Consider the following 21713-nt stretch of genomic DNA (forward strand, 5'->3'; position numbering starts at 1 on the left):
GGTCTCTCCTATGTTTTGCGATAGAGGGTGTAACTAAGTAACACCAAAATTTGTAGTAGTGTAGCGGCAACGGCATTATGCATAACGGCCACACCGACCGGCAGGCTGAATACCACATTGCTGACACCCAAAATGACCTGAATGCCTAGTACCAATACCATGATAGTGGCAATTTTTTTTAACAATCCAGAGCTTGCTACCCCGTAAATGCGAATAGCCAACCAGCACAGATAAATAAACGTAATTAGCGCGCCAGCCCTGTGCACTATATGCATGGTCATACGCTGGGCATAATCGTGCACCCCGTACTCGTAGTTATCTGCTTCTGGCAAGCTAAAAGCTCCTATAAAATCTAGGCGCTCGTACCAGTTGCTCTCGCAAATTGGCATTTCGGTACAAGCTAGCGCCGCATAATTTGCTGATGTCCAGCCGCCTAATGCTATTTGGCCTATAAGGATGGCGATCCCTATCAAGCCAAACTTTGCTAGACGTCGGGTTTGCTGATCACCACCTGGTATGCGATATGGTAGAAGGCGTAAGTAAAGCAGAAACAACGATGACAACACGGCAAAGCCGCCTAAAAGGTGACCCATAACGACAATAGGTAAAAGGTTAAGGGTGACGGTCCACATACCTAGCATGCCTTGAAATATGACCAGGCACAGCAGGAAAAACGGTAACTTAATAGGTCGATGATAAGCACGCTTTACTATGCTCACCACAAAGATGATCAAGATGAGTAAGCCTAGCGCACTCGCGAAGTAGCGATGGATCATCTCGTTCCACGCTTTTTGGGGCTCTAAAGGTCGTTCAGGAAACGCCAGTTCTGCAGCATTTATCTGCTCTTGCGCTACGGGCACTTTGTAGTGTCCGTAGCAACCTGGCCAATCTGGACATCCCAGCCCTGCATCGGTCAACCGCGTGTATGCACCTAGCACAATCACAGTTATGGCAAGAATAAGGCCTGCCAACACCAATTTCCTCATGAACGACCCTCTAACCAATACGTGATAATTTCAGCAGCTTGCGTAGGTCAGATAAAATGTCACGACTATGCAAAATGGCTTGCTGTTGCTCAACTTGAAGTGGATAACGCAAAATCACGTTATTCAAGGTATCAGCAATGAAAATAGCATCTACCGGCTCACCTTTAAACACATTATTAACACTTTCCGCGTTAGTTTTTAACAACTTAACAGCACTATGCTCATTCAACCGCCTAGCGACACTGACGTCACTATCAGGTGTACTAATGACAGTTGCACGCACTCTGTCATGCTCTTTTCCAAGCGCTGTCCATACTTGCTCAACGCTGTACAAGGCATTCTCACACTCAATACTGCACTGTGAAGGTAAGACGTATACCAGCTGCCACTTGGGCTCAGCAGCTTTGTCTTGAATAGCGCTCATGTCTAATATGGGTGATAGTAACTCCCCTTTGTTAGTCGCTGCTTTATTGAACCAGTTATTATCTAAAGCCAATTTGGCTAACACCACAGGCAAAATAAACACCACAGCGAGTGTGATAATCAAACGTTTGTTACTCGTGTTGTTCATGGGATCCCTTCTTATGTGCAGCGCGAAAACGTGCGCGAAGTGCGAAAAAGTAAACTAAAAAAGCGGCGATGCCTAAACCCATCCACTGCACAGCATAGGCATAATGCTTCTCAGGAGGCATAACCACGGGTTGCCAGTTGCGGATGAAATCATCACTACTGTCCGTTAGCGTTATCACGAAAGGTGGCAACTCTAACTGTATAACTTGCTCTATAAAGTGGATATCGACTTGCTGTATGACCTTAGGCCATATTGCTTCTGGCGTTGCTGTTTCTGTGATCATCGGGTTGTCTGTGGGCTCAACGACTCTCCCTAGTGCGCCCGATAACGTGTTTGGCAAAGTGACTTGTGGTAGATCATTGCGCATTAAGTTACCTGCAATCCAACCAAAATTAATCAGCACGTTTTGAGTCTGCCCCCGTGCTACACCATACACATCAAACCCTGGGCGGCCTTGATGGATACGATTATCGACTAAAAAAATCTTTTGAGGATCAATTGCGCCACTAAAGCTTACCGGCAAATCCTGAATATCCTTATCGATAGTAAGTACCCTCTCGAGTGACAATGACGCGTTACTCGATACATAAGCAATACTTTGCATTCTCTTGGCTTTATCTAATCCTCTGTGCAATTGCCAATTAGCCAGTGCAAACATGATGACAACTGCGCACAAAGTCACTAGTGTAGAAATCATAGGTAATCGCTTAATAAGCCTAAGCATGCCTAATCAACAATAAAAATAACAGCGAGAGGAAAGAACAAAGTGCTCATCAAGATAATCATCGGAATACTACTTATCGTTATGATTTATAACTTATTTAAAGCCATGACTGTAATGCTTAAAAACGAACCAAAACAAGCGAATATGAGCAAATATATTGGAAGACGGGTATTAACCTCGGTGGCTATTGTAGTGGTCATACTTATCGCCATGGCCACTGGTCTTATTGAGCCCAACCCACGTCCTTACTAATATTTTACTTTACACGACGTACCCACAAGCCCGTTTTTAACCTATGAGTACGTCACCTTAATTACAATATATACACGAAGAAAAACAGCATTACCCAAACCACATCAACAAAGTGCCAATACCAGCTACCTGCTTGAAAAGCGAAGTGATTTTCAGGAGTAAAATGCCCTTTAAAGATCCTAAGTAGCATAATAAACAGGATAATTGCGCCCAACGTCACATGCAGTCCGTGAAAGCCGGTCAATAAGAAGAAGGTATTGCCATACACACCCGATTGCAGGGTTAGTCCCATTTCTTGATAAGCATGAATATACTCTTCAACCTGCAACGACATAAAAATCGCACCAAGCAGCACAGTTATACCAAGCATAAGTTTCAAGCGGCCACGTTTATTCTCTTCAAGTGCCACATGCGCAAAATGACAAGTAACGGATGAAATTAATAAGATGACGGTGTTAATCAGAGGTAGGCCATACCAGCCCATGGCTTCTGTTTCTGTGCCGCCAGGGGTTTGCACCAGCGGCCACATTGCTTGAAATGCAGGCCATAACACTTCATTTGTAGCGGCGTTGTTGCCAGAGCCACCTAGCCAAGGTATTGAAATCATTCGAGCGTAAAAAAGCGCACCGAAAAATGCTGCAAAAAACATGACTTCAGAAAAGATAAACCAAGCCATACCTTGTCGATATGAGCGCCCTAATTGATCGCTATATAAGCCACTCATCGACTCATGAATTTGATTTCTAAACCAACCAAACAACATAAATATCAGAGTCGCAAAACCGGCTGTCAGAATATATCCACCGTAACCAGACGTGCCTTTGGTTTGTTCAATCACAAAGTTACCTGCACCAACAGCAATTAAAAATAATGCAATGGCTCCCACTATCGGCCAAGGACTGCTATCCGGAACATAATACTTTTCATAATCTGGCTGAGCCATTATTCGTTCTCCTATTGACCACTATTCATTACAAGATCACCCGCTGTCGCCGTGACGTCATACAGGGTGTATTGCAATGCAAAATAGGTAATGTCTTCAGGTAACTGTGGGTCCACATAAAACCGCATGGGCATAACCGCTGATTCACCTGCTTGCAAAACCTGTTGCTCAAAACAGAAGCATTCTGTTTTGTTTAGAAATAACGCCGCCGTACCAGGTGAAACCGAAGGTACAGCTTGACCGACAACAGGGAGAGCAGTCGGATTTTTAACAGTAAAATTAATTTCATTCATCTGCCCCGGATGAACCCGGACTTGACGTTTTTCTGCTTCAAACTGCCACGCCATGCCGGTATTGGTTCGTGTGATGAAATCGATGGTTATTGTGCGAGACTCATCGATTTCCATGACCTCATAAACCGCCGCGGAGTTAGCCGTTTTACCATTTAACCCAGTTAAGTCACAAAACACATCATAAAGAGGCACTAATGCAAAACCGAAACCAAACATCCCCAATACGATAGCGAGTAATTTAATAACCATCTTGCCATGACTGCTCGGCTTTTCAGCACTGGCAGCATCTGACGTATTAGGCTCCTGCCTGTTGTCTGTCATAGCGAGTGCCAGAACATCCCTGAGTAAGACTGAGCCAGACCCTGCTGAGCGTACTGCGCATTGGTATATTCACCTTTTAATGCGAAATGCTCGGTATCATTGAGAGGAAAATAAGCATCACTTTGCAAGCTATTGCAAAAGCCAAACGCAATTAAGCCGAAAGTAAATGCAACAGAACGCTTCAAAAGTCGCGTCTTGGAAAACCTCTTTTTAGCTAGCAACATAATATGCTCCTGTACCGCCTATTTAATAACAGGCGGAGTTTCGAACGTATGATATGGAGCAGGTGAAGGTATTTCCCATTCTAGACCTTCTGCCCCTTCCCAAACTTGGTCACTTACCGGGTCACCTTGTTTACGGCATGCCTTAATAAGTAACGCCAAGAAAATCAATTGAGATAAACCAAACGCAAATCCACCTAAGCTTATCCATTTATTAAAATCAGCGAACTGCAATGCATAGTCTGGAATACGTCTTGGCATACCGGCCAAGCCAACAAAATGCATCGGGAAGAACAATACATTTACAGAAATCAATGAACACCAGAAATGCCATTTAGCTAACGTAATATCAAACATTTTTCCTGTCCATTTGGGTAGCCAGTAATATACCGCCGCCATAATTGAGAAGATGGCGCCCGTCACTAATACGTAATGGAAATGCGCAACAACAAAGTAAGTATCATGGTATTGGAAATCCACAGGCGTTATCGCCAGCATCAAGCCAGATAAACCACCTATCGTGAACAGCACGATAAACGCTAGAGCAAACAACATAGGTACTTCAAAACTCATGGAGCCTCGCCACATAGTTGCTACCCAATTAAATACTTTCACACCGGTGGGCACAGATATCAGCATAGTGGCTAGCATGAAAAACATCTCAGCAAAGACCGGCATCCCAGTCGTAAACATATGGTGAGCCCAGACGATAAACGACAGCAATGCAATAGATGCCGTGGCGTACACCATAGAGGCATAGCCAAATAAGCGTTTGCGTGCAAAGGTCGGTACTATTTGCGAGATAATGCCAAAGGCGGGCAGTATCATGATGTAAACCTCAGGGTGCCCAAAGAACCAGAAAATATGCTGGAACATCACAGGGTCGCCGCCACCTGCGGCATCGAAGAAGCTAGTACCAAAAAACTTATCTGTTAACACCATAGTCACTGCGCCGGCTAATACAGGCATGACCGCAATAAGCAAAAATGCTGTTATTAACCACGTCCAAACAAAGAGCGGCATTTTCATCCATGTCATCCCTGGGGCGCGCATATTAAAGATCGTCACTATGACGTTAATCGCCCCCATAATGGATGAAATACCCATGATATGTACCGAGAAAACAAACAGAGCAGTACTGTCACCACTGTACGTAGTTGATAGAGGAGCGTAGAACGTCCAGCCAAATGCAGGACCGCCACCTTCCATAAATAACGAAGACAGTAAAATCAAGAACGCAAAGGGTAAGATCCAGAAGCTCCAGTTGTTCATGCGAGGCAAAGCCATGTCTGGCGCGCCAATCATCATAGGCACTAACCAGTTAGCTAGCCCTGTAAAAGCAGGCATAACAGCACCAAACACCATGATCAAGCCATGAACTGTGGTCATTTGATTGAAAAAGTTAGGCTCAACTATCTGCAGGCCCGGCTGAAACAATTCCGCCCGAATGACCATCGCCATCGCGCCGCCGGTTAAGAACATGATAAATGCGAACCAAAGGTACAGCGTGCCTATGTCTTTGTGGTTTGTCGTGTACAACCAGCGCTTAATACCTGAAGGGGGCGCATGATGCTCGTGATGATCGTTTTCGTGATGGATCGTGTCGGTTACTGTGCTCATGATCGTCTCCCTACTGCCCGTTTAATGCAGCGTTAATGTCTTTCGCCTGAACTAGATCACCCGTATCGTTACCCCACGCATTTCGCTCATAGGTAATCACTGCGGCAAGTTCTGACATTGTTAACTGTTTAGCGAAGGCGGCCATTGCGGTACCTGATTTACCGTTAAGCACGATATCAATATGCGCAGCCATATCGTTCAGCGCAATGTCACTCCCTTTTAATGCTGGGAATACCCCTGGCAACCCTTCACCATTAGGCATATGACAGGCTGCACATGCAGAATTGTAAATTTTTTGACCATTGCTCATGAGCTCTTCTTTGCTCATGTTCATTGCTAGTAATCTTTGCTCTTCAGCTTTTGCCTGTTCTTGGATGGCTTGACGCTCGCCTATCCACTTATCATATTCGGCGGGCTCTTTTGCGATAACCACAACCGGCATGAACCCGTGATCCTTTCCGCATAATTCAGCACACTGCCCACGGTAAATACCCGGTTCATTGACCTTAGCCCAAGCATCATTAATAAAACCTGGATTAGCGTCTTGCTTGATTGCGAAGTCTGGTACCCACCAAGAATGAATAACATCGTCTGAGGTAATAAGAAAACGCACACGTTTATCGGTAGGGATCACCAAAGGTTGGTCTACTTCTAAGAGGTAATTAACACCCTTGTCTAATTTACCTGTGATTTCATCGGCTTGAGTTGCCATGCGAGAATAAAATTCGACGTCGTTATCCATGTACTTGTAGTGCCACTTCCATTGTGACCCTGTTACCAACACCGTCACTTCCGGTTCACTGGCATCCTCCATAGCGATCAACGTTTTGGCTGCAGGGATAGCCATTACAATGAGGATAATAAAAGGGATGACGGTCCAAGCGATTTCAACTTTAACACTCTCGTGGAAGTTTGCAGGCTTAGCCCCACGAGATTTACGATGAAATAAAATGGAGTAGAACATAGCGCCAAACACACCAACAGCGATAACCACACATATGATGAACATCAACATATGTAGGTCATATACCTCGGCGCTGATATCAGTCACACCTTTGCGCATGTTTAATTGGTACTGATCTAAGTCGGACACTGAATCTGCAAAAGCGGTGCTGCAATTAAATGCACCTAACATTGCCATAACACTCAACGAAATTTTCTTCACTCGACCCCCTGCTTGTCAAACGCGTAAAATAGTGGTGATAACCATCAAACTCTACGTTCTAATTTATTATTGTAAGGTTCAGCACGCGACAAGTTTTGTTACTGACTTGTTAATCGTGTAACAAGCATTACTCAAAATAGGGGGAGTAGTCCAGTTTTTTTGTATATTTTATATTCAATTGACCAAATTTTAATCAGCCTATCAGTGTGTTACGTTAACAACTCAGTAACAAACACATAGATTAAATGATATGCGAAAAGGCAATATGAGGTAGGTAAGATGGGATGTTTTCATGGAATAAAATAATATTTTCGAACTCCATTGCGAAGCTCGAAAATGATCAATAATGTAACAGCAAACTGCCTGAAAAATGTTCAACTACATCCAGTCAGCATTACGAATAACACCCACAGCGATACCTTCGATATTAAAAGGCTGCGTCGCTAGATCGACTTTAATAGGTTGGAAATCCTCGTTTTCAGCATGTAGTACGACTTGTCGACCTTTTCGCTCAAGCCGTTTAACGGTTACATCTTCATCTACTCGCGCAACTACCACCTGACCATTATGCACATCCGTTGTTTTATGCACGGCCAGTAAATCACCATCCAAAATACCAATGTCTTTCATACTCATGCCGCTAACTCTAAGTAAAAAATCAGCGCTGGGTTTAAATAAACTTGGGTCAACTTTGTAATGCATTTCAACATGCTCTTGAGCCAAAATGGGCTCACCGGCGGCAACACGACCAATAAGCGGCAAACCTTGGTCTTCTAATTGATCTTCTAAAGGCTCAGTGAGCCTGATACCTCTTGACGTGCCGGGCAAGATCTCAATTGCTCCTTTACGAGCCAGAGCCTTGAGGTGTTCTTCAGCCGCATTTGCCGATTTAAAACCAAGGTGCCGTGCTATTTCTGCACGTGTTGGCGGCATGCCTGTTTCTAGCATGGTGGTTTTAATCAGTTGCAAGACTTCTTCTTGTCTGGGAGTTAGTGGACGCATACACAGCCTGTTGTTTCATACAGTTTAACTGTGAGTATATACAGTCGTTGCTAAATCTCAAATTTTTCTTCTTTGTTGTTTATTAAAGGTAATTTTCTATAAGACCTCTGACCTGTAAACTGATTACGCGGGGTGGAAAAGCCGAATAACGTGGTATCCTATACAGGTCTTTCATTATCTAGGTACCACTCTTATGGCATGGCTGCATAAACTGCTGCTGACAATGATATCTGTTCCGCTAAAATGGCTGGTTAAAGTTAATAGCATTCCTACAGATATAGCGACCGAACTTGGGATCGATAACACCAAACCCATTATTTATCTATTGCGCACACACTCGGTCACTGATCAATTTGCTTTAAAAATGTCTACCAATTCCCTAGGCTTGCCTAAGCCCTCCGAGCCGGTGCAAATCGGTGGTAAGGAATTACCCGCATGTTTGTTTTTACAACAACCACGTTCTTTGCTTACTCGAAAAGTGAAGATCACCAAAATTGCAGATGATGTTACTCGTCTGTTCCAGCTCCACAGAGAGCACCCAGAGTTAGACTTGCAAATCGTCCCCGTTTCCATTTTTTGGGGCAGAGCACCCGGCCGAAAGCTATCCGGCTGGTCAGATATTATCGCTAATCAGGTATCTCCAAACTGGTTACGTAAGTTTTTTATTGTGCTGTTTTTAGGTAGAGATAACTTCGTTTGTTACAGCAAGGCTGTATCCTCTCGCACCATGGCAGATTTAAAAGGCAGTGATGAAGAAATAGGCCACAAGCTTATCCGCTTAGCGGGCACGCACTTTCATCGTCGCCGCCAAAATCTCATAGGCCCAATGTTACTCGAACGACAGGAATTATATAACGCAGTATTGGGCGCAGACTCTGTTCGCCAAGCAGTTAGCGACGAAGCGCGCAGCAAGAAGCAGTCAAATCACCAGATACAAGCCAAAGCGAAGAAATATGTCGATGAAATTGCCGCAGATTATCGCGAAGGGTTAGTAAGAATTGGCGACCGCTTACTCACAAAAATATGGAACAAAGTATACAACGGCATTGAAGTAAAACATGCCGATAAAGTCAGGGCGTTAGCGCAAAATGGCCACGAAATTATCTACGTGCCGTGCCATAGAAGCCACATGGACTACCTCCTTTTAACTTATGTCATCTATCACGAAGGCTTAGTTACACCGCATATTGCTGCGGGTATCAATCTCAATTTTTGGCCGATTGGCGGAATTTTACGAAAATGTGGCGCATTCTTCTTACGTCGCAGCTTCGCCGGCAACAAGCTGTATACCGCGGTATTCAGAGAGTATTTAGAGCTACTTTTCAACAAAGGCTATTCCGTGAAGTATTATCCTGAAGGAGGCCGAAGTCGAACAGGTCGCTTACTACCGCCTAAAACAGGTATGTTAGCCATGACCCTTCAGGGACTGATTAAAGGCATTAACCGCCCCGTCAGTATTGTACCTGTGTACATTGGCTACGAGCACGTTATGGAAGTTTCAAGCTATTTGAAAGAGCTCAAAGGAACAGACAAAAAGAAAGAATCTTTTTTTCAGGTGTTCTCCGCGGTACGTAAGCTGAAAAACTACGGAAACGGATTTTTAAATTTCGGTGATCCAATTAATTTAAGCAACTTTCTTGATAGCGAAGTGCCAGATTGGCGTGAAGCACAAAATTTAGAACCCGATAAAAAACCACGTTGGTTAACCCCTGCCGTGAATACCTTAGCCAATGATGTTATGGGCCGAATCAACCAAGCGGCCGCTGTCAGCGGTATGTCACTGTGCGCCATGTGTTTACTTTCCGCTAAGAAGCATGCAATGGCACAGGATGAACTTGAACGCGCCATTGACGACTACCTAGACTTGTTAAAGGCCGCGCCTTACAGTGACTTATCTAGCATCCCTGAGCTTGATGGCAAAGCATTGGTAGAAAATACGTTAAAGCTAAATAAGCTCGAAGTATCCCAAGACAGCTTTGGCACTATCATCTCCCTAAAACGCAAAAATGCGGTGGCATTGACCTATTATCGCAATAATATTTTGCATTTGTTTGCCCTACCTGGCTTAGTCAGCGCCATTGTATTTGCCCACAAAGGCTTGGCAAGGCCGCAAGTCATCTCCCTCGTTGGCCAGCTATATCCTTTGCTGCAGCGCGAGCTGTTTATTTATATGAGCCACGAAGAAGCGATGAATTATACAGATCGCTTACTTAGCACCATGATCGATATAGGTTTGCTGCGCGCTGAAGATGACACGCTGTGCCCGCCCGCTGCCACTAGCAAAGCGTTTTATTCATTCTGGTTGCTGAATCGAAGCATTCAAGAAACCCTGCAACGTTATGCTGCCGTGCTGACTATTCTTAAGAAGGAACAAACCATTGGCCGTGGTCGCTTAGAAAAACAGAGCCGAGAATTTGCAGAGCGTTTAGCGGCGTTACATGGCATTAATTCACCAGAGTTTTTCGACAAAAATGTACTATCTACTTTCATTCATGCCTTGAAAGATAACGAATTAATCAACGCATCTAGCGAAGGGCAGTTGCAGCATTCAGATACCAGCGAAGCACTGCTAGCAAGTGTGGAGGAATTAATTTCGCCTGAGATCACTCAACGACTTCAGCAAATTTAAATCGTGTATCCGCTAATAAGTGAATATTGAGCACATAAAAATGCGCTAGGTGATTAACCGAGCGCATTTTTTTAACCGATAACCGCAAATTATTAGCTGAAAATACCGTTCACGTCTGATAAGAAAAACTTATAGGCGGGATTTTCGGTTTCTTCAGAGTATTGGTAGCCGAGTTGACCTAAGTGTTGCTCAAAATCAGCACGTTCGCTATCAGGGAAATCAAACCCCGCTAGCACTAAACCTTCCGCAGCACCATGGTTACGGTAATGAAACAAAGTAATGTTCCAGCGTTCGCCCAAGGTTTTTAAGAAGGTCATTAGGGCTCCTGGCTGTTCAGGAAACTCAAATGAGAACAAGTGCTCATGAAGTAGAGCAGGGGGGCGACCACCGACCATGTAGCGCACATGCAGTTTTGCCATTTCATTGTCTGACATGTCCAGACAAGGGTAGTCATTTGCACTCAAAGTGGCCATCAACTCAGCAAACTCTTCTTGGCCCCTTCGCAACTTCACACCCACAAAAATATGCGCTTCTTTTTCACTTGAAAAACGATAGTTGAACTCTGTGATGGTTTTACCACCTAGCAGTTCGCAGAAGTGCTTAAACGCGCCTTTTTTCTCAGGGATTTTAACGGCAAATACGGCTTCTTTTTGCTCACCTAATTCACAGCGTTCAGACACATAACGCAAAGTGTGAAAATTAATATTAGCGCCACATAACACGCCACCAAAGACTTTACCCTTAACGTCATTTAGCCTAGCGTATTTACGCATGGCTGCAACAGACAATGCGCCTGCTGGCTCAGCAATCACGCGGGTATCATCGAAAATATCTTTGATTGCCGTGCATAACTCATCATTGTTAACGGTAATGACTTCATCTACGTATTGCTGACACAAGCGAAATGTTTCAGTACCTATGGTTTTCACTGCTACACCGTCTGCAAAAATCCCTACAAAGGGCAAAGGAGTAGGCTCACCAGCCTTTAAAGCAGCTTGTAAACAAGCAGATTCGCTGGACTCTACAGCGACAATTTTGATACTGGGCTTGAGCTGCTTTAAATACACACTCATGCCAGCGGCTAAACCGCCGCCGCCCACTGCGATAAAAACGATATCCAGATTCGGGTTTTGCTCAAGCATTTCCTTGGCAATGGTCCCTTGCCCGGCAATAACGTCTGGGTCGTCAAATGGCGGGATCATGGTATACCCATGCAACGCAGCTAAACGTTTAGACTCTTCACTGGCTTGGTCGAAGCTAGTACCATGAAGCACTACGTTGACGTTAGCACCTCCGAAGTTGCGCACCGCGTCCACTTTAATGTCAGGGGTGGTTTCTGGCATCACAATAGTGGCCTGAATATTCTTGCGAGAGGCACAATAAGCAATACCTTGGGCGTGGTTGCCCGCTGATGCGGTAATGATCCCCGCGTTTAGCGCTTCATCATCTAAGTGACTGATCTTATTATATGCACCACGCAATTTGAACGACTTAACCGGTTGCTGATCTTCTCGCTTAAGCCATACATCATTCCCTAAAACAGCGGAGAATTTGTCTAGATGGACAAACTCGCTGTTTACCGCCACGTCATACACTGGCGACATTAAAACCTTTTTTAAATATTCTTGGGCACTGGTGGTCATTAGTCTTCCAATTTGCTTGCGTCGCGCACAGCACCTTTATCCGCACTTGTTGCTAATAAGGCGTATGCCTTAAGCGCGAGTGACACTTTACGCTCACGGCTGACTGGCTTCCAAGGATTAGCGCTCTGCTCCATTTTCTCTCGTCTGGCTTGAAGCACTTCATCACTAATATCAACACCAATTTTACGCTGGGGGATATCAATGGTCATGCTGTCGCCTTCTTCCACTAAACCGATACCGCCGCCGCTAGCGGCTTCTGGCGAGCAATGGCCAATCGATAAACCAGACGTACCGCCTGAGAAGCGGCCATCTGTGATAAGAGCGCATTTTTTACCTAATCCTTTGGCTTTCAAATAAGTCGTGGGGTACAGCATTTCTTGCATCCCCGGTCCACCTTTAGGGCCTTCGTAACGGATAACAACTATGTCACCAGCAATCACTTCGTCGGCTAAAATAGCTTTCACTGCGTCATCTTGGCTTTCGTAAATACGTGCGCGACCAGTAAATACGTGAATGGACTCATCCACACCGGCTGTTTTTACAATACAACCGTCTTGCGCAATATTGCCGAACAACACGGCCAAGCCACCTTCTTCACTAAATGCATTTGCGCGGCTACGAATACAGCCGTTTTCACGGTCGGTATCGGCGGTAGGGTAACGGCAATCTTGGCTAAATGCTTTTGTGGTTCGGATGCCAGCAGGGCCTGCACGGAAAAACTCGAGGGCATGGGCGTTTTCAGGTTGGGTAATATCCCACTCACTTATGACTTCACCAATAGATTTGCCTAACACATGTGGAGTGTCTTCGTGCAGCAAACCGGCGCGATTCAACTCGGCCAATATGCCAAGCACACCACCCGCACGATGCACATCTTCCATGTGGTATTGAGGGGTAGAAGGCGCAACCTTACATAGGTGCGGTACGTTGCGAGATAAGCGATCAATGTCATCCAAGGTAAAAGGCACTTCACCTTCCACCGCTGCCGCCAATAAATGCAAAATAGTATTGGTTGAACCGCCCATGGCGATATCAAGACTCATGGCATTTTCAAATGCTTTAAAGTTGGCAATGTTCCGCGGTAAAACTGATTCATCGTCTTGCTGATAATAACGGCGACACAACTCAACAATTTGCGTACCCGCTTGTTTGAACAAACCTTCGCGGTCAGCGTGCGTCGCAAGCATTGAACCATTACCTGGTAATGACAAACCAAGCGCTTCCGTTAAGCAGTTCATTGAGTTGGCAGTAAACATACCTGAGCACGAGCCACATGTAGGGCACGCAGAACGCTCAATTTCACCACTTTGCTCGTCGTTCACGTTGTTATCAACACCCGCGACCATGGCATCCACCAAATCCAATTTAATGATTTGATCTGAAAGCTTGGTTTTGCCCGCTTCCATCGGGCCACCAGAAACAAAGATAACCGGAATATTTAGACGCATTGACGCCATTAACATGCCAGGGGTGATTTTGTCGCAGTTAGAAATACAAACAATCGCATCGGCGCAATGCGCGTTAACCATATACTCAACCGAGTCAGCAATGATTTCGCGAGAAGGTAAGCTGTAAAGCATGCCGCTGTGACCCATAGCAATACCGTCATCTACCGCAATCGTATTGAACTCTTTTGCCACTCCACCAGCCGCTTCAATGCTACGCGCCACCAACTGCCCCATATCTTTTAGGTGCACGTGACCCGGTACAAACTGAGTAAATGAGTTAGACACCGCGATAATCGGCTTGCCGAAATCCCCATCTTTCATACCAGTCGCACGCCAAAGCGCGCGAGCGCCGGCCATATTTCTACCTTGGGTTGTGGTTGCTGAACGTAACTTTGGCATTGTCTCTTCTCTCTAACTTAAATAGTGCATTAATAGTGTAAAAATCCGTCGAGGTCGCAGGTGAAACGGTATGCGCGAAAAACCTCGTCCGGTTGTCGAAATTGATATCTCGGAAAATGTTGCCGCTAAAAGCAAAAAACCCCCCGAACTTTCGTGCGGGGGGTTAAAATGGTCTGACGTTAATTCAGATCTATCCCCGCGGAGAACATGTCTCCACCACTGTCACCAAAATAATTACTTTGCTGCACGAGTCGGAATAGAACATTAGATAAATTTCTAATTTAAATTTGGTATATCGTCACTGCCTATATTGGTAACACGAACCCCCACAACGGATCAAGCAATGCTATAGGCTTTTTTTGTGTCCTTTATACACAAACGCTGAGTTTGGCTATTTAGAATTTGTCATTTATCGGTATCATTCAGCCTCAAATAGCAGTGAGAAAAATATGAGTACCTGGTTACATTGGATTGATTTAATGGGCGTGGCTGTTTTTGCCGTCTCTGGCACATTAATGGCGTATAAAAAGCATATGGATGGCTTTGGCGTCGTCGTTTTAGCCTCAGTGACGGCAATTGGTGGCGGCACTCTGCGTGATATTATTTTAGATCTGCCTGTGTTTTGGGTGCAAGATCATAGCTTCTTCTTTGCTATTCTAGGCGCAGCGCTTTGTACCATAATATGGCTACGTATTAGCCATCGCTTCCCCCTGCGATATTTGCAAGTTGCCGACGCCATAGGGTTAGCCTTTTTCAACGTCATGGGCTTACAAAAAGCCCTTAGCTACGGCGCATCCCCTTTTATCGCGATAGCCCTTGGTACCATGACCGCTGTGTTTGGTGGCTTAATTCGTGATGTGATTTGTCGCGAAATTCCATTAGTCTTGAAAGGCGATTTGTATGCAACGGCATGTATCATTGGCGGCGCCACGTACATTGCGGGATCTTATCTCGGCTTATCCACTTATAGCTTCATGATCATGGGCTTTGCGGTAACACTGACCACCCGTTTAGCCGCCATGAAATGGCACTGGCATTTACCTGTATTCAACCCGGAACACATGGAATGAAGCCTTAAGCCGCTTTGTTCGTTATGCTAAGTGGCGCTAACCTGCTCACTTGACTAGCCTTATGGCATTCGAGTTTGACGTGCAAAAGGCCTTGCTTATGTCATTAGCGGTAGTATTTTCAAGAGCGAGTGTCGGCATTGATGCGCCGCTTATCACTGTAGAAGTGCACTTAGCCAACGGGCTGCCTTGTTTTAACTTAGTTGGGTTGCCTGAAGCATCGGTGCGCGAAGCCAAAGATCGCGTGCGTAGCGCCCTGATAAATTCAGGCTTTGAATTTCCTGCTCGTCGTATAACCGTTAACTTGGCCCCCGCAGACTTACCGAAAGAAGGCGGTCGATTCGATCTTGCCATCGCTATCGGTATTATCGCTGCTAGTAATCAACTAAAAGGCGCAAGCCTTGAGGGCATTGAGTTAGTAGGGGAACTTGCACTTTCCGGTGAAATACGCTCCATCAAAGGCGCGCTGCCTTTTACTTATGCATGTTTTAAGGAGGGTCGTACCGCTATATTACCCGCTAAAAATGCGAATGAAGCTGCTCTTATCAGCGGAGCGAAGATAGTCCCTGCATATCAATTACTTGATGTGTTTCACCATTTAGGCAAGCAAAAAACTCTCCCCTTATTTACATCTGACAACATCTTGCAAGAAGCCGAATATAACGTGGATTTACAAGATGTGGTCGGGCAAAGTTCAGCAAAACGTGCCCTAGAAATAGCGGCAGTCGGCGGACACAACTTGTTATTCACTGGCCCACCAGGCACAGGTAAAACGATGTTGGCCAGTCGTTTGATCACTATTTTACCGCCCATGACCGATGAAGAAGCCCTCGCCAGCGCCGCCATTCATTCGATCGTAGGTAAACCGGTTAACCCACAAACGTGGAAACAGCGCGCTTTTCGCCATCCCCACCACACGAGTTCGGCCGTTGCGTTAGTCGGTGGTGGCAGTGTGCCAAGGCCCGGGGAAATATCACTCGCTCATCACGGCGTGTTGTTTTTAGATGAATTACCAGAATTTGATCGCAAAGTGCTTGATGTACTTCGAGAGCCGCTGGAGTCAGGCTCGGTGTCTATTTCACGTGCCGCTAGACAAGCGCAATTTCCGGCTCAGTTTCAGTTAGTCGCAGCGATGAACCCGAGCCCAACGGGCAGCCTTAACGACGGGCGCTGTACTGCTGACCAAATATTGCGTTATTTGAATCGTATTTCGGGACCATTTCTAGATCGCATCGATTTACAAGTTGATGTGCCTAAGCTCAACGGCAATGAGTTCTCTGAGCAAGTTAAGACGCGAGGATGTAGCAGTAAAGAAACCAGAGAGCGAGTCGTATTTGCGCGTAATATTGCCCTTTCGCGCAGCAACAAACCCAACACTATGCTTGGTAGCAAAGAGGTGCAAGAGTACTGTCAGCTTTCAAGTAACGATCAACGTTTTTTGCAAGTTGCCGTTGAAAAATTAGGCTTGTCACTGCGTACCTACCATAGAGTATTAAAGGTATCTCGCACTATCGCAGACCTTGCTAATCAGCCTAACATAACCCGCCAACATCTGGCCGAAGCCCTTAATTACCGAGCCTTTGATCGTATGTTGGCGCAGCTTGCTTACAATTAAATTTTCACTTTATGTGAGTGTTTCTTGTGAATTAAAAATCTTTCAGGTTATGCTTTCTTAACCGAGGCTATTAACAGTCCTTAATCTACCCACTCCATTAAATAATTAGCCACCTAGCAATAATTTATTGGAATTGGTATTAGCTAAAAAATCACCTGGCGCATCAAGGCTCACATTGCATTCATTTTCATTTCGCAAATACACCAGAAGGCTCCACTTGTGGTTGGGCTTAAGTCTCGGCGTATTACTGACAATAATATGCCTCTCAGGGGCGGTGTTAGTATTTTATGTTGAGATAGATACTTGGCTACACCCAGAACTCGAACGTTCGCAACTGGCCACAGATAGCAGTTGGGACAGCGCATTACATACACTCAATAAAACGTATCCGAATAAAAAAGGCCCTTGGCGAATTGAGGTGAGTGACAGCAAAAGAGCAATATCAGCTCGTTATTACAACCCCGTAGAGACTCGTAGTGAAGGGTTTGCCCCCCTAATGGTGTGGTTAAGCAGTGACGGCCTATCAGTGCTTCGCGAAGACTATTGGGGGCACTATTTGGCCACTTGGCTATACAATTTACACTACACGTTGCTCTTTGGTGAAATAGGCACTTTCGTCATAGGCTACATAGGTCTAGCGACATTATTCTTGCTAGTGAGCGGATTAGTTTCATGGTGGCCGAAGCAGGGCCAGTGGCATAGGGCGTTCACATTTAAACGACGACGCTCACGTATCGGTTTGCTTTACGATTGGCACAAAATACTGGGACTCGCGAGTGCCGTTCCCTTGTTACTGCTTGTTGCCACTGGCGTGATGTTATCCCTGCCACAAGAAACAAATAGGGTCCTGGGGCTACTGTTTTCGCCAGTGCAAACAGCCTCTAAACTTAGCGGTATTGCGAATAAGACAATACAGCATACTGTGCCGATTTCTGATGCAATTAACGCAGCGAGACAGGCAAACGTCGCTCAAAATGGCGCTGACCTACGGCAATCACGTCTGGCATGGATCCAAACCCCCGACAACAATTTAAGCGCTCAACAATTCTATACGTTTCGCTTCCAAATACCTGAAGATCCATCTCATCGCTTCCCCAATACATTTGTATACGTGGATGCCCATTCAGGGCAGATCATTAGTACATATTCTGCGTGGAAGCATGGCCCTGCAAATAGCATAAAAGGTTGGTTGCATGCTTTGCACAACGGCAGTGTAGGGGGCTTAGCACTTCGGATTTTGTGGGTAATTTGTGGCTCAATTGTATTCGCTTTATTTAGCTTAGGCTTCACTCGCTGGCGATTGCGCACGAGCAAAAAAGGGTCTTCAACTTTGAAAACGCAATCCCTTCGTTAGCAGTTGAATAGCGCCTGAATAGCAGGCTCACTTTGCCGCTTACTGATGCAACACAAACCAATTTGGTAAGGCTCAATGTCATCCAACCGAATACGGTTTACACGCTGACTTATGGTGGAATTGTCTAACACTATTTCAGGCACAATGCCCAAGCCGCAACCCAGCGCTACCATGCTTACAATCGCTTCATTACCCGCTACCGTTGCGTACACTCGCGGTCGAATACCTTGCTCAGCAAACCAGTGGTGCACAATTCGTTTTGATGGTCCCGAGTCAGGCAGAATGACAGAATGTTCGCGCCAATCCACTTGGCTCAAACGGGTTAGCTGGGTTTCTTTGGGTGCGATAAGCAGTAAAGGCACCTCGCCAAGGGGTAAGAACGTCAGGTCAGGAGGGAAGTCAGGGGTATGAATGGCAATGGCTGCATCCACTTCTTGTTTCATCACCTTACTAGCAGATAGGGCAGGGTCGCCGGTGTTTAACTTTATCTCTACTTGGGGATATTGATGACGAAAGCTATCAAGTAATTTTGGCAAATGGCTTTGACTGGCCGTCACTGAACAAAACAAACTTAATTCGCCTTGAATTTGCTCGTGATCTTGTTGCAGCTCCCATTTGACTTTCTTCCATTCAGACAAGGTTTGCTGTGAAAAGCGCAATAGTTTTGCTCCAGCTGCGGTGAGCTTTACTTTTCGATTGTCCCGCACAAACAGTGGCGTGCCACAGTCATCTTCAAGGCGTTGAATGACACGACTAAGGGTAGAGGGACTGACAAACAACGCTTCAGCAGTTTTGCTGAAGTGCAAGCTACTGGCTAAATGTTGGAATAATTCCAAGCTTCGAATGTCCATCTTAGTCCTTCACAAAAACGTTATTGCAGAATATGAAATATTAAGTTGCAAATATATCATTTTATTCAATAGATGAAATACCCTATTCTCTCAATCACACGAGATCGTCACTGACTTGTTGCACTTACTAGGATTTATAAAAAAATGGCAAATTATTTCAATACATTATCTTTACGTCAGCAACTTGACCAAATTGGTCGTTGCCGATTCATGCAGCGCAGCGAATTTTCAGAAGGCTGTGATTTCCTTAAAGGCAAAAAAATAGTCATCGTAGGTTGTGGCGCTCAAGGTTTAAACCAAGGCCTTAACATGCGAGATTCTGGTTTGGATGTTGCTTATGCGCTTCGTCAAGCCGCTATCGATGAAAAACGCGATTCATTCCAACGTGCAAGCGGTAATGGTTTTACTGTTGGTACGTACAAAGAGCTTATTCCAAGTGCTGATTTGGTTTACAACCTAACGCCTGATAAACAGCATTCAAGCGTTGTTGAAGCTATTATGCCTCTTATGAAAGAAGGTGCTTCATTAGGTTACTCTCACGGTTTTAACATCGTTGAAGAAGGCCAACAAATTCGTTCAGACATCACAGTCGTGATGTGTGCACCAAAATGCCCAGGCACTGAAGTACGTGAAGAATACAAGCGTGGATTCGGTGTTCCGACATTAATTGCGGTTCACCCTGAAAACGATCCTCAGCAACAAGGTTGGGATATCGCTAAAGCACTCGCAAGCGCAACAGGCGGCGATCGTGCAGGCGTACTTGAGTCTTCATTCGTAGCCGAAGTTAAGTCTGACTTAATGGGCGAGCAAACGATCCTTTGTGGTATGCAACAAGCTGCGGCCGTTCTTGGTTACGAGAAAATGGTGGCTGACGGCATCGACCCCGCTTATGCCGGAGCGTTGATTCAGTTTGGCCTAGAAGCCATCACCGAAGCACTTAAAATCGGTGGCGTGACCAACATGATGGATCGCCTCTCGAACCCAGCTAAAATCAAGGCATTTGATTTATCTGAGCAACTTAAAGACATGTTAAAGCCACTATTTGGCAAGCATCAGGACGATATCATCAGCGGTGAATTTTCACGTACTATGATGGAAGATTGGGCCAATGGTGACGCTAACTTATTGAAGTGGCGTGAAGAAACAGGCCAAACAGGTTTTGAAAATGCGCCTGAATACAATGGTAAAATCGATGAGCAAGAATTCTTCGATAACGGTGTATTCATTGTGGCCATGATCAAAGCGGGTGTTGAGTTAGCATTCGACGTTATGGTTGAAGCGGGCATTTTACCTGAGTCTGCTTACTACGAGTCATTGCATGAAACGCCGCTCATTTCTAACACGATCGCCCGTAAGCGCTTGTACGAAATGAATGTCGTTATCTCTGATACTGCAGAATATGGCAACTACCTGTTCGCTAACGCGGCCATTCCTTTATTGGCGGATAAATTAATGCCAAGCATTGGTACAGAGTTAATTGGTAAGCCTTTCGCTGCAGCTAGCAATAGCGTTGACAATAAAACGCTTGTAGCCGTTAACAAAGCCATTCGTGAGCATGGCGTTGAAAGTGTAGGCGATACACTACGCGGTTACATGACTGACATGAAAGCCATAGTTGAAGCGGTGTAACCCTTCTAGTAACGAATAGTAAATTGAACGATTTCTGTCGTTAGGTGCTGTAAAAAGCCCTCTTTGCCCAGCCAATTTGGCTGGGCTTTTTTATGGGTGATATTCTAAAACTCACGTTAAAACAAATTCTTAAAAGGGTGGAAATGCAGGATCAAATTCAGTTTATTGCTAGGATCTGTTACTTATGTGCGACCAATTATTTTACCCGACATAACTAGTTAAACTTTCCAAGAAGAGTTTTCAATAACTGATTTTGTCTCAAACTATGTCCCAATCCTTAAATAAAATAAAAAGAGTGTTACCGAATACATACACCCATTCGGGAGCATTTTTATCTTATAAATCAAAGGTCAAAAATTTAACCATGCCAAATGAGTACAACTTTTTAACAATTTCGGCACTTATCGAATAGCTCTGTAGCAAAAAAGAAACATTAAACGATGACTTATTGCCGACATCCCTTACATAGCGCGATCAGCAACATGGCCCACGTATTGCTTATAGGATGATCCCGAACTCCCTAAGTATGTACCCACTAACACAACAGGAAATCCAATGAGCGAAAGAATCACTAGAATGACTAAAATGGGCGATTGGGTATTTGAAGTAAAAATGGTTAGAGCACTCAAAGTAGCCAACCATGGCGATCCCTATTCAGCTGTAGCTATGCTTACAGCAAATGGCGAGCAGATGTATATTGATACACAGCTTACCAAAGACAATGAAGAACTTTCTAAGAGCGACTTCTTAACCATTTACAAGTTCTGCGAATCATTAGATATGAAATATGTATCTTATGACCGGATGAAAAACGGGGTTCGTAGCTCAAAAGTAATTGAGATAGAACCGGCTAAAATTCAGCGTCCCGCTATTCGTTTAGTTAAGTAAATCTTCAGAACTACCCACCGCTTCAGAAAATCTTAAAATCGTATTATCGACGTATTGCTTTCATTGTTAAGGATAACAATGAGGCACGTTGC

The 21713-nt window shown here is 44.9% G+C and carries 19 protein-coding genes; 7 read left to right on the forward strand and 12 right to left on the reverse strand.

Going from position 1 to position 21713, the window contains the following annotated elements; genetic code table 11:
* Nucleotides 1-8 precede the first annotated feature (8 nt).
* From PATL_RS21740 to PATL_RS21750, 3 genes are read right to left on the reverse strand one after another with little or no spacing between them, the layout of a single operon-like run.
* Nucleotides 9-986, reverse strand: a complete 978-nt coding sequence (locus PATL_RS21740) for a COX15/CtaA family protein (RefSeq protein WP_011576924.1) — start codon at nucleotides 984-986, stop codon at nucleotides 9-11.
* 10 nt (nucleotides 987-996) lie between these two features.
* Nucleotides 997-1557 (reverse strand): hypothetical protein, encoded by a 561-nt coding sequence (locus PATL_RS21745; RefSeq protein ID WP_011576925.1) that lies wholly within the window; start codon nucleotides 1555-1557, stop codon nucleotides 997-999.
* Nucleotides 1541-2254, reverse strand: coding sequence for an SURF1 family protein (locus tag PATL_RS21750; protein ID WP_232283270.1), 714 nt, complete (start codon nucleotides 2252-2254; stop codon nucleotides 1541-1543). The genes PATL_RS21745 and PATL_RS21750 overlap by 17 nt, the downstream gene beginning before the upstream one ends.
* Before the next feature lie 69 nt (nucleotides 2255-2323).
* On the opposite strand from PATL_RS21750, the gene PATL_RS21755 reads away from it, so the two are divergent.
* Nucleotides 2324-2533, forward strand: a complete 210-nt coding sequence (locus tag PATL_RS21755; protein ID WP_011576927.1) for a DUF2909 domain-containing protein — start codon at nucleotides 2324-2326, stop codon at nucleotides 2531-2533.
* A gap of 61 nt (nucleotides 2534-2594) precedes the next feature.
* Here PATL_RS21755 and PATL_RS21760 read toward each other — a convergent pair whose 3' ends face one another.
* The 6 genes from PATL_RS21760 to lexA all read right to left on the reverse strand — a co-directional run bounded on the left by PATL_RS21760 (nucleotide 2595) and on the right by lexA (nucleotide 8098).
* On the reverse strand, nucleotides 2595-3476 hold the full coding sequence (locus PATL_RS21760) for a cytochrome c oxidase subunit 3 (RefSeq protein WP_011576928.1): 882 nt from the start codon (nucleotides 3474-3476) through the stop codon (nucleotides 2595-2597).
* A gap of 11 nt (nucleotides 3477-3487) precedes the next feature.
* On the reverse strand, nucleotides 3488-4090 hold the full coding sequence (locus PATL_RS21765; protein ID WP_011576929.1) for a cytochrome c oxidase assembly protein: 603 nt from the start codon (nucleotides 4088-4090) through the stop codon (nucleotides 3488-3490).
* Complete coding sequence (locus PATL_RS21770) at nucleotides 4087-4314, reverse strand: hypothetical protein (RefSeq protein WP_041714149.1); 228 nt, start codon at nucleotides 4312-4314, stop codon at nucleotides 4087-4089. Before PATL_RS21770 ends, PATL_RS21765 begins: the two co-directional genes overlap by 4 nt.
* A gap of 18 nt (nucleotides 4315-4332) precedes the next feature.
* Nucleotides 4333-5931, reverse strand: coding sequence for a cytochrome c oxidase subunit I (gene ctaD / locus PATL_RS21775; protein ID WP_011576930.1), 1599 nt, complete (start codon nucleotides 5929-5931; stop codon nucleotides 4333-4335).
* A 10-nt stretch (nucleotides 5932-5941) separates the two neighbouring features.
* On the reverse strand, nucleotides 5942-7072 hold the full coding sequence (gene coxB / locus PATL_RS21780) for a cytochrome c oxidase subunit II (RefSeq protein WP_041714150.1): 1131 nt from the start codon (nucleotides 7070-7072) through the stop codon (nucleotides 5942-5944).
* Nucleotides 7073-7474: 402 nt separating this feature from the next.
* Nucleotides 7475-8098: a transcriptional repressor LexA gene (lexA, locus tag PATL_RS21785; protein WP_011576932.1), complete on the reverse strand. Its 624-nt coding sequence runs from the start codon at nucleotides 8096-8098 to the stop codon at nucleotides 7475-7477.
* A 193-nt stretch (nucleotides 8099-8291) separates the two neighbouring features.
* On the opposite strand from lexA, the gene plsB reads away from it, so the two are divergent.
* Entirely contained in the window at nucleotides 8292-10727 is a 2436-nt protein-coding gene (gene plsB, locus PATL_RS21790) for a glycerol-3-phosphate 1-O-acyltransferase PlsB (RefSeq protein WP_011576933.1), read from the forward strand.
* A 92-nt stretch (nucleotides 10728-10819) separates the two neighbouring features.
* On the opposite strand, the gene ilvA is transcribed toward plsB, so the two are convergent.
* The gene (gene ilvA / locus PATL_RS21795; protein WP_011576934.1) at nucleotides 10820-12370 is read right to left on the reverse strand and encodes a threonine ammonia-lyase, biosynthetic; all 1551 of its coding nucleotides are present in this window, start codon (nucleotides 12368-12370) and stop codon (nucleotides 10820-10822) included.
* Nucleotides 12370-14217 carry a dihydroxy-acid dehydratase gene (gene ilvD, locus PATL_RS21800; RefSeq protein ID WP_011576935.1) on the reverse strand — a complete coding sequence of 616 codons (1848 nt, stop codon included), beginning with the start codon at nucleotides 14215-14217 and terminating at the stop codon, nucleotides 12370-12372. Before ilvD ends, ilvA begins: the two co-directional genes overlap by 1 nt.
* Before the next feature lie 449 nt (nucleotides 14218-14666).
* Here ilvD and PATL_RS21805 point away from each other — a divergent pair, with 449 nt between their 5' ends.
* From PATL_RS21805 to PATL_RS21815, 3 genes are all read left to right on the forward strand, one after another.
* Complete coding sequence (locus PATL_RS21805; RefSeq protein ID WP_011576936.1) at nucleotides 14667-15287, forward strand: trimeric intracellular cation channel family protein; 621 nt, start codon at nucleotides 14667-14669, stop codon at nucleotides 15285-15287.
* A gap of 97 nt (nucleotides 15288-15384) precedes the next feature.
* The gene (locus PATL_RS21810; RefSeq protein ID WP_041714661.1) at nucleotides 15385-16899 is read left to right on the forward strand and encodes a YifB family Mg chelatase-like AAA ATPase; all 1515 of its coding nucleotides are present in this window, start codon (nucleotides 15385-15387) and stop codon (nucleotides 16897-16899) included.
* A gap of 217 nt (nucleotides 16900-17116) precedes the next feature.
* Nucleotides 17117-18253, forward strand: a complete 1137-nt coding sequence (locus tag PATL_RS21815; protein ID WP_301547046.1) for a PepSY-associated TM helix domain-containing protein — start codon at nucleotides 17117-17119, stop codon at nucleotides 18251-18253.
* Here PATL_RS21815 and ilvY read toward each other — a convergent pair.
* Nucleotides 18250-19104, reverse strand: coding sequence for an HTH-type transcriptional activator IlvY (ilvY, locus tag PATL_RS21820; RefSeq protein WP_006994967.1), 855 nt, complete (start codon nucleotides 19102-19104; stop codon nucleotides 18250-18252). The genes PATL_RS21815 and ilvY overlap by 4 nt on opposite strands.
* Nucleotides 19105-19248: 144 nt before the next feature.
* On the opposite strand from ilvY, the gene ilvC reads away from it, so the two are divergent.
* Complete coding sequence (gene ilvC, locus PATL_RS21825; RefSeq protein ID WP_011576939.1) at nucleotides 19249-20733, forward strand: ketol-acid reductoisomerase; 1485 nt, start codon at nucleotides 19249-19251, stop codon at nucleotides 20731-20733.
* Between the two features lie 576 nt (nucleotides 20734-21309).
* Nucleotides 21310-21621 carry a hypothetical protein gene (locus PATL_RS21830; RefSeq protein WP_041714151.1) on the forward strand — a complete coding sequence of 104 codons (312 nt, stop codon included), beginning with the start codon at nucleotides 21310-21312 and terminating at the stop codon, nucleotides 21619-21621.
* The last annotated feature ends 92 nt before the right edge of the window (nucleotides 21622-21713 follow it).

It is taken from the genome of Paraglaciecola sp. T6c, from assembly GCF_000014225.1.
Classification (GTDB): Bacteria; Pseudomonadota; Gammaproteobacteria; order Enterobacterales; family Alteromonadaceae; genus Paraglaciecola; species Paraglaciecola atlantica_A.

Excerpts from the sequence above, each read along its gene's own strand:
- PATL_RS21740 (WP_011576924.1), bottom strand. The coding sequence starts at position 986 with ATGAGGAAATTGGTGTTGGCAGGCCTTATTCTTGCCATAACTGTGATT.
- PATL_RS21745 (WP_011576925.1), bottom strand. The coding sequence starts at position 1,557 with ATGAACAACACGAGTAACAAACGTTTGATTATCACACTCGCTGTGGTG.
- PATL_RS21750 (WP_232283270.1), bottom strand. The coding sequence starts at position 2,254 with ATGATTTCTACACTAGTGACTTTGTGCGCAGTTGTCATCATGTTTGCA.
- PATL_RS21760 (WP_011576928.1), bottom strand. The coding sequence starts at position 3,476 with ATGGCTCAGCCAGATTATGAAAAGTATTATGTTCCGGATAGCAGTCCT.
- PATL_RS21765 (WP_011576929.1), bottom strand. The coding sequence starts at position 4,090 with ATGACAGACAACAGGCAGGAGCCTAATACGTCAGATGCTGCCAGTGCT.
- PATL_RS21770 (WP_041714149.1), bottom strand. The coding sequence starts at position 4,314 with ATGTTGCTAGCTAAAAAGAGGTTTTCCAAGACGCGACTTTTGAAGCGT.
- ctaD (WP_011576930.1), bottom strand. The coding sequence starts at position 5,931 with ATGAGCACAGTAACCGACACGATCCATCACGAAAACGATCATCACGAG.
- coxB (WP_041714150.1), bottom strand. The coding sequence starts at position 7,072 with ATGGCAATGTTAGGTGCATTTAATTGCAGCACCGCTTTTGCAGATTCA.
- lexA (WP_011576932.1), bottom strand. The coding sequence starts at position 8,098 with ATGCGTCCACTAACTCCCAGACAAGAAGAAGTCTTGCAACTGATTAAA.
- plsB (WP_011576933.1), top strand. The coding sequence starts at position 8,292 with ATGGCATGGCTGCATAAACTGCTGCTGACAATGATATCTGTTCCGCTA.
- ilvA (WP_011576934.1), bottom strand. The coding sequence starts at position 12,370 with ATGACCACCAGTGCCCAAGAATATTTAAAAAAGGTTTTAATGTCGCCA.
- ilvD (WP_011576935.1), bottom strand. The coding sequence starts at position 14,217 with ATGCCAAAGTTACGTTCAGCAACCACAACCCAAGGTAGAAATATGGCC.
- PATL_RS21805 (WP_011576936.1), top strand. The coding sequence starts at position 14,667 with ATGAGTACCTGGTTACATTGGATTGATTTAATGGGCGTGGCTGTTTTT.
- PATL_RS21810 (WP_041714661.1), top strand. The coding sequence starts at position 15,385 with ATGTCATTAGCGGTAGTATTTTCAAGAGCGAGTGTCGGCATTGATGCG.
- ilvY (WP_006994967.1), bottom strand. The coding sequence starts at position 19,104 with ATGGACATTCGAAGCTTGGAATTATTCCAACATTTAGCCAGTAGCTTG.
- ilvC (WP_011576939.1), top strand. The coding sequence starts at position 19,249 with ATGGCAAATTATTTCAATACATTATCTTTACGTCAGCAACTTGACCAA.
- PATL_RS21830 (WP_041714151.1), top strand. The coding sequence starts at position 21,310 with ATGACTAAAATGGGCGATTGGGTATTTGAAGTAAAAATGGTTAGAGCA.